This window comes from Stakelama pacifica (assembly GCF_004361835.1).
GTDB lineage: Bacteria > Pseudomonadota > Alphaproteobacteria > Sphingomonadales > Sphingomonadaceae > Sphingomonas > Sphingomonas pacifica.
Map to the genome: position 1 here is coordinate 40,020 of NZ_SNWD01000016.1, position 13,812 is coordinate 53,831.

Genomic DNA, 13,812 nt, shown 5'->3' on the forward strand with positions numbered 1-13,812 from the left:
CCACGCGGTAGCTTCGGCCAGAACTCGAAGCCAAAACCACCTGATCCAGCTACGACGACGGGGTGCCCGACCCACTCGGACGCCCCGTCGCCTTGATTGTATATGCAGCATGAAAAGGGACCACTTGGGCCTGTCCGATATTTTGTGCGCGAGGCCGATTGCCGTCATTTGATGACGAACCGCTCGCCGAAGACCACGGCGAACTGGGTTCTCGCCTCGAACCATTCGCACGGCGGCCGTTTCCACTGCGCCGCTGCATGATTGAGAACGAGATATAATAGCTTCATCGCGCCATCCTCACTCGGGAAGTGGCCGCGGGTGCGCACAGCGCGGCGCAGCTTGGAGTTCAGCGCCTCGATCGCATTTGACGTATAGATGATACGGCGGATTGCCTCGCTGAACGCGAAAAACGGGATGATCTGCTCCTAGTGGCGGAGCCGGGTCTGCGCGACTACGGGTATTTTCGGCCCCATTCGCTCTCCTCGAAGGTTCACACATGACCTGCTTGAAGCATCGTTGCTAGGCGTCCAACGTCCTTGTTATATTTCCTGCGCCCGGAACTCGGCTTGAACGGTTGTAGCCGGGGTGCATGCCGGTTTGAGAACCAGAAAACTGCTCCTCGGAAGCGATCAGATGTGCCGGCGCGGAATTGGTTGGGCATCGAGCGCGGCGGGGATGAGCGCGAGATTCTGGATCGCGGCGAGGCCCCATTGCGCCGATGCGTTGGTCGAAACCCCCGGCCATTCGACAACGCCTTCGACCATATGGCGCGGATCGCGGGGCCAGATACCCAGCCCTGCATCGCCCGACATAATTCCCCGGCTGCGCGTCGGGCGAGCGCCGGATCGTGTTCCTGACAGGCCGCATAGGCCGCAAGCCGCGAATGCCCTTCCTTAAGGTTGCGCGGGCCAAAGGGCGGGCCGAATTTTGCGAGATATTCGGATTTCGGTGCGTTATACCAGCGGCAATATTGCAGCCATGCCGCGCGATACCGCGGGACATCCAGCAATCGGATAAGTTCGGAGCTGATTTCGACCGCGCCGAATACCGCGTTGAGGTGCGACAGGCTGATCCCGCGATTCTGGTCGATGAAGCGTCCCGTCGCCAGATCGAACGGTGCGCTGCCCGTCATCCATCCATGCGGCAGGCGACCGATACTTTCCAGCCCGGCAAGAATGAGATCGCGCCAGCGCGTATCGCCGGTCCGCTCCCATTCGGTCAGCCATGCCGCGGCCAGCGGGCACCAGGTCGTGCCGAACGCCATTTCTATGGTTCCGGGCGGCAGCTGCGGTTTTCGAACGCCCGGCACCTTGCGACCGATCTCGACATGGGTGAGCGTCTCGTCCGAGGTGATGAGATCGTGCATCAGATCACCGACGCGCTCATCGGCGGTCAGATAGTAAAAGGGCCTGCGATAGGTCGCGTTGCTGATACGCGGCTGCTTTGAACTGTCGCTCCAATGCTGCACACCATGCCGGGTGCCCAGCCCTTTGAACCTGCCGAGATGATAGACATCGACCTCACCGGTGTGACGCGTCATCGCCTCGGCAAGGCGCCATGTCCGGGCATCGCCGGTGCGCAGCACCTGATACCATAGCCACAGATCGGTCGACAGCTCGCTATTGTCCCAGGCGAACCCGCCGATGTCGTAGCGCCAGCGATGGCGATCGCTGTCATAGCTGTGCATGACATCGCCATGGTCCCAAAACCCGTACCATCCGCGCCGGTCGACCTCATCAGCATAGAAATCGATCAGATTGACCAATTGAGTCTCGATGATCGCGCGCGTTGCGGTGGACCGATCGGGTAGCCCCCAGTCGCCAAAAACGCGGGCGGTAACGAGATGATCGGGCGCGACCATGAGCTGTGGCGGCTGCGCCTGCATCGCCGCGAGCTGCGTCAGCGTGTCGGTCTCGGGCGTCGCCGGAAAGGCCCAGAGCATCATTTCGCTGGTGCGTGCGATTCCGCAAGCATCGTCCCAGCCGGGCTCATAATCCTCATAGGTGATCGACAGCCCTTCATTCTGGGCGTCATACCCCTCCATTCCCATCGTGCCGTGATAGGGACGCATATCCATTGCGGGCGCTTCGGGCGACCAGAGCCAGGCGGTGAGCGCCGCGGCGTCTCCGCCCGCGCCGGTGATGTGCAGGGCGCTGGGATGGCGTTCCCAGAAATAGCGCATTCCAACTGCAACGCCGCCGTCGACACTGCCGACATAGGCAAGGCCGGGCGCGCGATGGCCCTGATCGGCGTTGATCCAGCCCATCTCCGGCGCAGTGCGCTTCGTGATCGTCCAGCCATTGGCGTTGGGCTGTTCGAGCCGGAATTCGCCCCATGCGGGAATGCGCTCCAGCGTGTCGCGCACGGCAGGGGCCATCTGCTCCAGCGGCGGCACCGCGCGCCCCGCAACCTGTGCGCTGCGAAATGCCGCACCCGGATCGCGGCGCAGGCCCGTCAGCGGGCGCACCCCCTCGGCAAAGGTCTGTCCGTCGGTCGCAAAGCGCACATGGCGGTCATAGAGCGGCGCCGCCGCCATCGGCACTTCGGCGCGCAGGCCCAGAGCGGACAGAAAATCGCGGGACGGATCGCCGTCGAAGACGAAGCTGTGGACGATGCGCAGCCCCGCCGATCCGGCATAGCCATAGAGGCGAACGACAAAAGGCAGCCATGCCCGATCCGCTGCGACGTGATGGCCGGTGATCTTAACCACAGCGCGAACCGGCCCGCGCTGTTCGACGGCAACGCTGTCGATGCGGCTTTGAAACGGCGTTTCGCTTCCTCCCTCGGGCGCAGTGCGTGACGCGCCGACAAGCGTAACCGCGCCCATGACCCTTTTGTCGCCCATGCGCGCTTCCCGGATCAGGGCGGGACCGGAGCGTGCAATGCGCCAGCGACGATCGCCCATGGTGAAAACAACCTCGTCATCCGTTTCCTCGACGGTCACGGGCTGATTGGGTGCGGCCGCGCGTCCTTTGTCGACGGTCAGCGCACCCGGCGCGACATCGGCGGGAATTGCGTGCGCGCTCCATTTGACCGACCCGTCGGGCCAGCGCGCGGTGATCCAGCTTTGCGATGGCACCGTCGCACCCTCGGCCGCGCGGACCGTAAGCGGCGCCTTGTCGGTAAGTGCGCCCTGTGGCCACGCCACGCCGAAAGTCTGCCCGGCATGCAGCGCCGGCGCGTCACCGTCGATCCACCGTACCGGTGCGGGCGCGAAGTCTCCACGCGGCATGGCGTCTAGGCGGAACGGCAGTGTCAGGCCCGCACTGCCGAGCAGCGCGGTCTTCAGACTGTCGCGTCTGGTCATGGTCATTTACGCTCTCCGGTTACAGCCTCGCCCTGCACCACCGACACATTGCGGATCCGCAAATGGCTCCAGGTGGTGCGTACCCCCCAATGGCCGTGCGTGTAGGGTGCGGGATCATTCAGAGAAAACAGCCCCTTCCCGTCGCGTTCGACCGCGATCGTCGAACCGTCGGCGATCAGCCGGATATGCGTCCAGCGATCCGGAACGAGCATATCGGCGGCGGCGCTGCGATCATGTTGGGGCAGCAGCGGCCGGTTGCCCGGTTCGCCGATATAGCGGCGAAAGCGCGTCGTGCTGTTCCGGTTGCCGCCGATGCCGACATAATAAGCGCGCATATCGTCATAGGTGGCGAACGCCCCCGAGCGCGGTGTCGTCAGCACCGAACTGCCATCGCGATTGGTCGCCATCCAGAAGGCGTTGAGATCGCTAACCTGATCATTTGCGCCCGGGCCTGACATGGCCATCGCGTCGAAGCTGATGATCACCGGCGCGGTTACGGGGCGACGCCACCATAAGGTCAGTCCCTTTGGGGTATCGATATCGATGCTGCCGTCGATCAGGCGGACATGCGCCTGCGGAGATTCCGCTTCGATACGCCAGTCATCGAGCGACGCCACGCCCGGCGCGGGGTTTGGCAGCGAGGTGCAGGCCGAAAGCGCGACGCCCATGGCAGTTATGACCTTCATCCTCACCCTGCCCTCCTCCCCTTTAGAGGTTTTCGAGCAGCTTACGGGCAACGAACGAAACCGCAAGGACTTTCCGCATCGTGCTTATTCATTACACTATATGGTTTTTTAATGCGCATTTCACATTTGCCGGATTGCGCTTTGTGAAACGCGATTGCATAATGCGGGAAAATAAAATGGAGGGTGAGGCTGTGAAATTGATATTGGGTGCCGTGCTGGCGGCTGCCGCCATTCTGCCCGCTATGGCCGCTGATGCGCCGCCGATGCGGATCTTCATCGCCAGCGATTCTACCGCGCAGGACTATAAACCCGATCGCTATCCGCAAACCGGATGGGGAACGATGCTGCGCTGCGCGGTTACCGGAAACGTCGAAATCGAAAATCGCGCAATCGGCGGGCGCAGCACCAACAGCTTCATTCGCGAAGGCAGGCTCGACAAGATCGCGGCGGATTTGCACAAAGGCGACACGCTGCTGATCCAGTTCGGCCATAACGACCAGAGCATCGACAAGCCCGAACGCTATACCAGCGTCCCGCAATACAAGGCCAATCTGCTCCGCTTTATCGCCGTGGCGAAAAAGGCGGGCGCGCGTGCCGTGATCCTGACACCGGTCGCCCGGCGCGATTTCAAGAACGGCGTCGAGCAGCAGACCTATCCCGCATATGCCAATGCGGCGCGCGCGGTGGCCCGGCAAACGCATACGCCGCTGCTCGATCTCGGTAAAATGTCGGAAGCGATGGTGCAGGCGATGGGCCCTGATCGCGCCAAAGCCTATTATCTGCAATTCGACGGTGCCGACGGCGCGCCCGGCTATCCCAACGGCGTTCATGACAATACGCATTTCAGCGAGCTCGGCGCACGCCATATGGCGGACCTTGTCGCGGTCGGGTTGCACGATCTGAACCTGCCGATTTCGCGCTATGTCACGCCCCATCCCCCCGCCCTCACCCGGACGACTCCGGCGGGCGGACCATCATGCGACTGATCGTCAGCGCCGCGCTGACGATTGCCATATTTTCAATGCCCGCGATCGCGGCACCGCGACAGCGAAGTTTCACCCTCGCCGGACAGCCCCGCGCGGACAGCGTCGCGGTTGCCCCGTCGCACCGCTATGACGGGCAGTATGGCTATGAACCGGGAACGACGCGCTTGTTTTCGATCGCGACGACACCCGGCAATTATCGCGTGACGGTGACGCTGGGTCTGCCCGACAGCGCCACCCGAACGACGATCAAGACGGAGTCGCGTCGCCTGATGCTCGATGCGGTCGCGGTGCCTGCGGGCCGGTCGGTAACGCGCAGCTTCATCGTCAATGTGCGCGATCCCACACTGGTTGCGCCGCCACCGCACGCGCCGGGGGGCAGCGCGGTGCGGCTAAAACCACGCGAACGCGGCTCCTATGACTGGGACGACAAGCTGACGCTGGAGATATTGGGACAGCATCCCGGCGTTACATCGGTCTCGGTCGTTCCGATCACGGTGCCGACCGTGTTTCTGCTCGGCGACAGCACGGTCACCGATCAGCCCGCCGAACCGGCGGCGAGCTGGGGCCAGATGCTGCCCGTCTTCTTCCGCCCCGACATCGCGATCGCCAATCACGCGGAATCGGGCGAGACGCTTAAATCCTTCATGACCGAATTGCGCTTTGCCAAGGTGCTGGAAACGGCAAAGCCCGGCGACTGGGCGCTGATCCAGTTCGGCCATAATGATCAAAAGGCGAACTGGCCGCAAACCTACGCCCCCGCCGACAGCGTATATCGCGATCTGTTGCGGCTGTGGATTTCGGAATTCCGACGCCGCGATGTCACACCCGTGCTCGTCACGCCCCCCGACCGGCGGCAATGGTCGGGTCCACATATCCATTCGACGCTCGCCGACTATGTCGCGGCGATAAAGGCGGTCGGCGCGGAGATGCACGTGCCGGTGATCGACCTCAATGCCGCGAGCATCGCCTTTTACGAGGCGCTTGGCCCGAAACGCGCGCCGCTTGCCTTCAATGACGACGGACGGGATGCGACGCATCACGACAATTACGGCGCATGGGTGCTGGCGCGCAGCGTCGCGCAGGGGATCAGCGGTGCGAAGCTGTCGCTGGTGGGGAATCTGCTGCCCGATCTGCCCGCATTCGACCCGGCCCATCCGCCGGCGCCAGAAGCGTTTCGCCTCGCGCCCAGCATCGCGCATGATTCCACTCGACCGGATGGTAACTGATGACTGATCGCCGCACCTTTCTCGCCGGTTCACTCGCAACGCTCGCCATCGCCCTGCGCGCGGTCGCAGCAGAACCGGTGACACGCGAACGCTTCCCGCTCTGGCCCGCCATGCCCCCCGGCGCAGAGCGCGTGCGCGTGCGCGACGAATGGGTCAGGCGTTCGCCCGACGGCGATCCCGACGACATCGCATGGCCGCATGTCGCGGTTCCGATGCTGACAATGTGCCGCCCCGCACGGCCGAATGGCGCTGCGGTGCTGATCTGTCCCGGCGGCGGATATGCGCGCGTCGCGGTCGGTCGTCATCCCGGCGCCATCGCCCGCGATTTCGCGAGCCGCGGCATCACCGCCTTCGAACTATTGTATCGCCTGCCGCATGACGGCTGGCCTGCCGGGGCCGACGCCCCGCTTCAGGATGCGCAGCGCGCGATGCGGGTTATCCGCGCCGGGGCGGATAGCGGCTGGCCTATCGATCCCGACCGCATCGCGGTGACGGGCTTTTCGGCGGGCGGGCATCTGGCGGCCAGACTGGCTGCGCAGGCCGGGCGCAAAATCTACTCGCCCATCGACGCGACCGATCGCCTTTCCGCGCAGCCGGATGTCGCAGGATTGTTCTTTCCGGTCATCACGATGCGCGATCCGGGCGTTCATAAGGCGTCGCGCCGCGAATTGCTCGGCACCCATGCCGCCGATCCCGTGTGGCAGCGGCGCTATTCGGCGGAGCTGAACCTGCCCGCGACGATGCCGCCCACCTTTGTCGCGTGCAATGTCGACGACTCTGTCGTGCCGTTCAAAAACAGCCTGTTGATGGCTGAAGCGCTGCACGATGCGGGTATCCCGACCGAGCTGATGGCATTCGAAGAGGGCGGGCATGGTCCGCCCGCACCGCATGCGAACGGCACCCCCACGCCGTGGATGGACCTGTTTCTCGCTTTCGCCGCCGATCATGGCTGGCCCGCCTGACTTAAACCATTTCGGGAGATGACGACTATGCGCCACATCATTCTGACCGCGCTTGTTTCGATGGCCGCCGCAGCGCCCGTAGCGGCACAGACTGCGGATATGCCCAGCTGGATCGATGCAAAAACCGGCCACAGGGTCGTTCGCATCACCGATGCACCGGGCAATTACGCGCTCTATTTCAACTACAACGCCTATACGCCCAATGGCGATACGATGCTGTTCCAGACTGCCGAAGGTATCAAGGCGATGGACCTGAAAACCTGGCGCATCCGCACGGTGCTCAAAAAACCCGGCGTCCATCTGCTCTTCACCGGTCACAAGACCCGTACCGCCTATTTCTCCAGACGGAACCGCGACGGCGTGGACGTCAGCTCGGCAATCTGGGCGGTCGACATCGACAGCGGCAAGGTCCGCAAGATCGCCGATGTGCCGCCGGGAAGCCGGATAGACACGATCAATGCCGATGAGACGCTGCTCGCGGCTCAGATCGCAGAACGGCCGATGGAACTGCAACCCGGCAGCAAGGGCCGCGACCCCAAAACCGATCAGGCCGCATATGCCGCCAACGGCCCTGACGGCAAACCGCTCCCCTATGCCGAGGCGAAGGAGGTGCGGCTGGACGAGCGTCTCGAAGCCAAGATACCGATGCGGATTTTCACCATCAATGTGCGCACCGGCGAGCAGCGGACGGTGGTGCAGTCGACCGACTGGCTCAACCATCTGCAATTCTCACCGACCGATCCGACGCTTCTGATGTATTGCCATGAAGGGCCGTGGCACAAGGTTGACCGGATCTGGACGATTCGCACCGACGGTACGCAAAAAACCAAGATCCATCACCGCATCATGAACATGGAAATCGCCGGCCATGAATTCTGGTCGCCCGATGGCAAGACGATCTGGTACGATCTCCAAACTCCTCGTGGCGAGGATTTCTGGGTTGCGGGTTATACCATCGCTACCGGCAAGCGGCGCTGGTATCATCTGCACCGCAACCAATGGTCGGTCCATTACAATGTATCGCCCGACGGCAAGCTGTTCTCCGGCGATGGCGGCGACAGCGAAATGGTCGCGCACGCACCTGACGGCAAATGGATATATCTGTTCCATCCGCACGACATCCCCGATGTTGCCGGAATACATGCCAAAAATGCAGCCGATCTGATTTCGCCCGGCACCTTCACGCCCGAAAAGCTCGTCGACATGAGCAGGCAGAATTACAAGCTGGAGCCGAACGCCCGCTTTTCGCCCGATGGCCGCTGGCTGTTCTTCCGCGCCAATATCGAAGGAAAACCGGCGATCTACGCCGTATCCACGGAAAAGCGGAATAGCCTGGCGGACGACAAGCCTCAACGATCGGGCGAGGCCGGGCAGGCTGAACAGGCTGGTCCGATCAACTGCCCCATTTTCGGTCGATAGCGCCAAACTAATCTCAATAGTTATGATTGCCTTTCACTTATTGGTACGATAATACGAAACAGCGATTCACAATGTGGATGTTTCGTCGACCCCGGGGGGTCGCTGGTGACGGTAAAAACCGCTCCGGACAAAGAGGGGATGAGGAATGCGGGGTACAGGACACGAGTCTGCCAACTCCATGCCGGTTACGGAACACCCGTACCCGCACGCCGCGATGCGTCGCGGCCAATAAGCCCAACAAAAGCAACGACACCGTCGAGGCATCGGCGCGAGCCGCGGGAATCGGCGTTTTAGGGGAGATCAATCAAATGCAGGCATTTCGCCAACTGTCCGCCCGTCAACTGACGATGACGACATCGGCATTCGCACTCGCGCTCGGTTGCGCGCTGCCGGCGGCCGCACAGACCGTACCGGTAGAGCCCACGCCGCAAACGGCGCCCGAAACCGATCGCAATATCGCGCCCTCGTCCGCTGCCGTAGAGCCGAAAAAGCCGTCGCAGACCGTAGACGGCACTTCGAAGACGGACGGAGAAACGGCGGACGGTCAGACCGTCAGCGCCAGCTCGGGCCAGGGAAGCGAAGACCCTACGGACATTCTCGTCGTCGGCACCCGCGCCTCACTCCAGTCCGCGATCGCCCGCAAGCGCAACGCAGGGACCGTCGTTGATTCAATCGTAGCCGACGACATCGCAAGTTTCCCCGACAAGAATGTCGGCGACTCGCTCGCTCGCATTACCGGCGTTCAGCTCTCGCGCGATTTCGGCGAAGGGACGCAGGTATCGATCCGCGGTGTCGAACCCGACCTCAACCGCGTCGAGATCAACGGCGTCAGCCAGGTGTCGGCCACCGGCGGACGCGCGGGCGATTTCCGCGAACTCGCGACCGAACTGGTCAAATCGATCGATGTATATAAGGGCTATCAGGTCGACCTTACCGAAGGCGGAATCGGCGGCACCGTGTCGATCGAGACGCGCAAACCGCTCGAACTCAAAAAGGCGCTGGGCAGCGTCGTGCTTTCGGAACAATATCTTGAAACCATGAAGGACTGGCGCCCGCGCGGCACCATCGTACTGGGTTCACCGCACTTCCTGATCGACGGCCTCGGCGTTTTGCTCAACGTCACCTATGATGACAAGACCACGCGTCAGGATTATGCGAGCAACACCAATTACAAATTGCTCGCCGATTTCGATCGGTCGGATCAGAAGACCGTCGCCAATCCGGACTATGCCGATTATGCGACGTTCGACAGCTGTTCGGCGCTGACCTCCGCCTCCGCCAAGCTTGGTTGCCAGACGCAATTTTTCGACTGGGTGCCGACTGTTCCGCGCTATCGCAACTGGATTCGCCGGGACAAGCGTCTGTCGGGCGACTTCTCCGTCCAGTATGAGGCCGCGAACAATTTCCGCGTTTATGCCGAAGCCCAGATCAACAACCGCAATCAGCGGCTGAACGACACCAATTATTCGCTCGACATGGGACGCTATCAGCGTTTCCAGCTCGACGATCCGACCGTTCCGCGCGTTGCGGAGGGAACCTCGACCGTCGACGCCAACCATGTCGTTACCAGCTTCACGACCGCGCTGGATTCGATCAATATCGGGACCGCTGCCAACCCGGTATACAGCGGGTCGAGCAATATCCTCGGCGTCCAGCGCCGCGACTTTTCATATGATCAAAAGTCGAAATATCTTCAGACCGGGTTCGAATGGAATCTCGACCGCGTGCATGTGAAGGGGCTCGCATCCTATGCGAAGGCCGACACGACGCAGGAAACCAACCTGATCTCGCTGAGCACTGGCATTGCCGGGGTAACGGTCGACCGCCGCAATCCGCAGGGTGTGCCCGTTTTCATCTACCCGTCGACCATCGACCCTGCCGACCCCAGCATCTACACCGATTATAACCGTCCCGGTAATGCCGGACAGGCAGGACCAACGCTGCAATATCGCCCGGGACAGCAAAGCAATACGGAAAAGCAGCTAAAGATCGATGTCGATGTCGATGTCGATCGCGGGCTGCTCAAGAGCATCAAATATGGCGGTCAGTTCCGCTGGCAGAATTATATCAGCTATGCCGGTGGCGGATCACGGCTGCTGTCGGCGCCGGGGGTGACGCCGCTGCAATATCAATCGAGCGCCAATGTCTCGTTCAACACCCAGATCGTCGATGCCGCTACCGTGCCGCAACGCCGCGACGGCAATACCTTCTACCTGACGCGCGACGAATATGCCTCGCTCATCAATTCGCTGGGCACGACGACATCGGGCCAGCCGCTTTTCTCCGGCATCAGCGGCGTTCCGGGCGATATTCCGGGGCGGATTGCCTATGCAAATTTCGATCCCAAGGTGCTGGGCCAATATTTTGACCTGTCGGGATTCGATCAGGATCTGGTCCGCTCTGCTGACGGATTGCCCCAGATTCCGCAGTACAAGATCGATGAAACGATCGCTTCGGGCTATGTCATGGGCAATATCGAAACGCATGTGTTCGGCATGAGGCTGACCGGCAACGGCGGCCTTCGCTACACCTTCACCCGCGATGACGGAACCGGCACCAATGTCAGCCGCGTCACCCGATTCAAGACGACCGGCAGCGGCACCGAGACCGTCGTGGTCGCCGCACAGGAACTGTCGCTGCAAAACAGCTATTATGACGTCCTGCCCGCGTTCAACGCCGCGCTGGAATTCACGCCCAACCTGGTGCTGCGCGCCAACTGGGCAAAGAATCTCGCGCGACCGCGCCCGACCGATCTGGTGCCGAATATCAACTGTCTGGACGATGCCACGATCGTCGGATCGGACGACACCTGCAGTGCGGGCAACCCCGACCTGAAACCCTATCGCGCGGATCAGTGGGAACTGAACCTCGCCTGGTATCCGAACCCAGATACGCTGGTGAGCCTTGGCTATTACAAGAAGTACGAAAGCAGTTTTGTTGTAAGTAACGTCACGCGATCGGGCGTCGATCTGTTCGGTGACGGCGTGCTGTACACGGTGCGCCAGCCGGTCAACGGGTTTGGCGCGTTGCTCGACGGGATCGAATTCAGTGCGCAGACCGTCTTCAGCTTTCTCCCCTCGCCGTTCGACGGGTTCGGAGCGTCGGGCAATGTCACCTGGGCTCGCGCTATCCGTACGAACCTGACCAACTCGGCGACCGGCGAGCCGCTCGACGAATATCCGGGGCTGTCGAAATGGACGTTCAACGCCAGTGTCTTTTATGACAAGGGCTTCCTGAACGCGCGGCTGAGCTACAATTACCGTTCGGACTGGCTGGTCGTCGTCGCGGATTCGAACAACGGAAACCTGCCCATCTATCGTCAGGCGGAAGGGTATCTGGATGGGAAGGTCACTTTCCGCTTTCCCAAATACCACACCAGCCTGTTCGTCGAAGGACAGAATCTGAACAAGGAATATTCGCGGACCTATGTGAAGGGGATCGGGACATCGGATGTCTATTATCCGGGCCGCCGTTTCTTCGCCGGGGTGCAGTTCAAGTTCTGATCGGGGATGATGTCTTTTCCCCATTGGCGCATCCGGATCGGGCCTCTTGCGGGACGCCCGATCCTCACATGCAGCATCGATTGCCTCCCGGCGCCGCTCAGTCGTAATAAGCAATTATGAGCATTCAGATAGACGAATCCGAAAAGACCGAGGGCAGCGCGACTGCGGTCGGTGCCGGCAGCCAGACCCTGATGCGCGGCCTTGATCTTATCGAGGCCGCCAGCAAGGAGGTTCTGACGCTGAGCGAGCTTGCGCAGCGGGTCGAGCTTACCAAGAGCACGACGCACCGGCTGTTATCCGCACTGGTCGATCGCGGTTATCTGGCCTTTACGCCGCGAAGCGGATACCGTCTGGGACCGAAGCTGTTGCTGCTCGGCACGCAGGCACAGGCACAGGCCGATCTTGTGCAGGTTGCCCGCCCCTATCTCGAAGAACTTGCGGCAGCGACCGAGGATACCGTTCATATTGGCATCCTGGATGGCGATATGGCGCTGTATCTCGACAAGGTGCCCGGCCGGCGGCGCATTACGATTTCGAGCCGGATCGGCGATCGTCAGCCGCTGACATCGACCGGACTGGGCAAGGCGCTGATGCTCGATCACGCTCAGGAATATTGGCTGGAACGCTTCGCCGCGGATCAGGCAAGCGGCGCGCCAAAGGCCGATCCCGATGTCTGGAACGAGCGCATGGCGGGCTATGTCGCCGCAGGCCGTTCCTATGATCTTGAAGAGAATGAGGACCAGATCCGCTGCGTCGCGGCACCGGTTCGCGATGCCGGGGGCACGATCATCGGCGCGATCAGCGTGTCGAGCGCGGCGCAATATATGAGCGATGCGCGCATGGAGACGCTTTCGGACAACGTGCTTGCGACCGCAGCGGCGATCAGCCGTGAACTGGGGCATGAGCCCCCTGAATAGATGATGGAGAAGACCATGCTACTCGAAGGCAAGACCGTGCTCGTCACCGGCGCATCCGCCGGAATAGGTCGCGCGGTCGCGATTGGCTGCGCGCAGCATGGTGCGGATGTCGCGCTGAATTTCGCGCGTGATGTCGACGGTGCGCAGGCAGCGGTTGCCGAGATCGAGAAGCTGGGGCGCAGGGCGCTTGCCATTCAGGGCGATGTCGCCGATCCCGAAACCGCAACCGACTTTGTCGCACAGGCGGCCGACAAGCTCGGCAGGGTCGATGTCTTCGTCAACAATGCCGGTATCTGCCCCTTTCATGCCTTTCTCGACATGCCGGTCGAAACCTTCGAACGGACGATGCGCGTCAACCTGCACGGTGCGTATTTCATGGTACAGGCCGCCGCCAACCAGATGGTGAAGCAGGGCGATGGCGGCGCGATCATCGCAATGTCGTCGATCTCCGCGCTGGTCGGCGGCGAATATCAGACGCATTATACGCCGACCAAAGCGGGGCTGCATTCGCTGATGCAATCGGTCGCGATCGCACTGGGCAAACATGGAATTCGCTGCAATTCGCTCTTCCCCGGCACGATCCTGACCGACATCAACAAAGATGACCTCGCCGATGCGGAGAAGCGCCGCTATATGGAAGGCCGCGTGCCGCTTGGTCGGCTGGGCCAGCCCGAAGATCTGGTCGGCCCGACCGTGTTCCTCGCCTCCGATCTTGCCCGCTATGTGACGGGAGCCTCGCTGCTGGTGGACGGCGGCGCCTATGTCAATTTGCAGTAACGCAAGCGGGATCGTGCGAAGCGCGCAGG

9 protein-coding genes and 1 pseudogene are annotated in these 13,812 nt (G+C 61.9%); 7 read left to right on the forward strand and 3 right to left on the reverse strand.

The features are described from left to right. Nucleotides 1-164: 164 nt before the first annotated feature. From EV664_RS16940 to EV664_RS16950, 3 genes and pseudogenes are all read right to left on the reverse strand, one after another. A pseudogene (locus EV664_RS16940) lies at nt 165-487 on the reverse strand (transposase); the annotation flags it as partial. A 3-nt stretch (nt 488-490) separates the two neighbouring features. Beyond that, complete coding sequence (locus tag EV664_RS16945) at nt 491-3,313, reverse strand: exo-rhamnogalacturonan lyase family protein (RefSeq protein WP_229668332.1); 2,823 nt, start codon at nt 3,311-3,313, stop codon at nt 491-493. Continuing rightward, nucleotides 3,310-3,993 carry a DUF6250 domain-containing protein gene (locus tag EV664_RS16950; protein WP_133496905.1) on the reverse strand — a complete coding sequence of 228 codons (684 nt, stop codon included), beginning with the start codon at nt 3,991-3,993 and terminating at the stop codon, nt 3,310-3,312. The genes EV664_RS16945 and EV664_RS16950 overlap by 4 nt, the downstream gene beginning before the upstream one ends. A gap of 191 nt (nt 3,994-4,184) precedes the next feature. Between EV664_RS16950 and EV664_RS16955 the strand changes: the two genes are divergently transcribed. The 7 genes from EV664_RS16955 to lra1 all read left to right on the forward strand — a co-directional run bounded on the left by EV664_RS16955 (nt 4,185) and on the right by lra1 (nt 13,783). Further along, the gene (locus EV664_RS16955; RefSeq protein ID WP_133496906.1) at nt 4,185-4,979 is read left to right on the forward strand and encodes a rhamnogalacturonan acetylesterase; all 795 of its coding nucleotides are present in this window, start codon (nt 4,185-4,187) and stop codon (nt 4,977-4,979) included. After that, the gene (locus EV664_RS16960; protein WP_188656457.1) at nt 4,970-6,205 is read left to right on the forward strand and encodes a rhamnogalacturonan acetylesterase; all 1,236 of its coding nucleotides are present in this window, start codon (nt 4,970-4,972) and stop codon (nt 6,203-6,205) included. The genes EV664_RS16955 and EV664_RS16960 overlap by 10 nt, the downstream gene beginning before the upstream one ends. Next, nucleotides 6,205-7,167: an alpha/beta hydrolase gene (locus EV664_RS16965; protein ID WP_133496907.1), complete on the forward strand. Its 963-nt coding sequence runs from the start codon at nt 6,205-6,207 to the stop codon at nt 7,165-7,167. Before EV664_RS16960 ends, EV664_RS16965 begins: the two co-directional genes overlap by 1 nt. 27 nt (nt 7,168-7,194) lie before the next feature. Next, entirely contained in the window at nt 7,195-8,586 is a 1,392-nt protein-coding gene (locus EV664_RS16970) for an oligogalacturonate lyase family protein (protein ID WP_373287530.1), read from the forward strand. A gap of 308 nt (nt 8,587-8,894) precedes the next feature. Then, nucleotides 8,895-12,089 (forward strand): TonB-dependent receptor, encoded by a 3,195-nt coding sequence (locus EV664_RS16975; RefSeq protein WP_229668333.1) that lies wholly within the window; start codon nt 8,895-8,897, stop codon nt 12,087-12,089. 116 nt (nt 12,090-12,205) lie between these two features. Next, the gene (locus EV664_RS16980; RefSeq protein WP_133496909.1) at nt 12,206-13,006 is read left to right on the forward strand and encodes an IclR family transcriptional regulator; all 801 of its coding nucleotides are present in this window, start codon (nt 12,206-12,208) and stop codon (nt 13,004-13,006) included. A 15-nt stretch (nt 13,007-13,021) separates the two neighbouring features. Further along, the gene (gene lra1, locus EV664_RS16985) at nt 13,022-13,783 is read left to right on the forward strand and encodes an L-rhamnose 1-dehydrogenase Lra1 (RefSeq protein WP_133496910.1); all 762 of its coding nucleotides are present in this window, start codon (nt 13,022-13,024) and stop codon (nt 13,781-13,783) included. The last annotated feature ends 29 nt before the right edge of the window (nt 13,784-13,812 follow it).

Excerpts from the sequence above, each read along its gene's own strand:
- EV664_RS16945 (WP_229668332.1), bottom strand. The coding sequence starts at position 3,313 with ATGACCATGACCAGACGCGACAGTCTGAAGACCGCGCTGCTCGGCAGT.
- EV664_RS16950 (WP_133496905.1), bottom strand. The coding sequence starts at position 3,993 with ATGAAGGTCATAACTGCCATGGGCGTCGCGCTTTCGGCCTGCACCTCG.
- EV664_RS16960 (WP_188656457.1), top strand. The coding sequence starts at position 4,970 with ATGCGACTGATCGTCAGCGCCGCGCTGACGATTGCCATATTTTCAATG.
- EV664_RS16965 (WP_133496907.1), top strand. The coding sequence starts at position 6,205 with ATGACTGATCGCCGCACCTTTCTCGCCGGTTCACTCGCAACGCTCGCC.
- EV664_RS16970 (WP_373287530.1), top strand. The coding sequence starts at position 7,195 with ATGCGCCACATCATTCTGACCGCGCTTGTTTCGATGGCCGCCGCAGCG.
- EV664_RS16975 (WP_229668333.1), top strand. The coding sequence starts at position 8,895 with ATGCAGGCATTTCGCCAACTGTCCGCCCGTCAACTGACGATGACGACA.
- EV664_RS16980 (WP_133496909.1), top strand. The coding sequence starts at position 12,206 with ATGAGCATTCAGATAGACGAATCCGAAAAGACCGAGGGCAGCGCGACT.
- lra1 (WP_133496910.1), top strand. The coding sequence starts at position 13,022 with ATGCTACTCGAAGGCAAGACCGTGCTCGTCACCGGCGCATCCGCCGGA.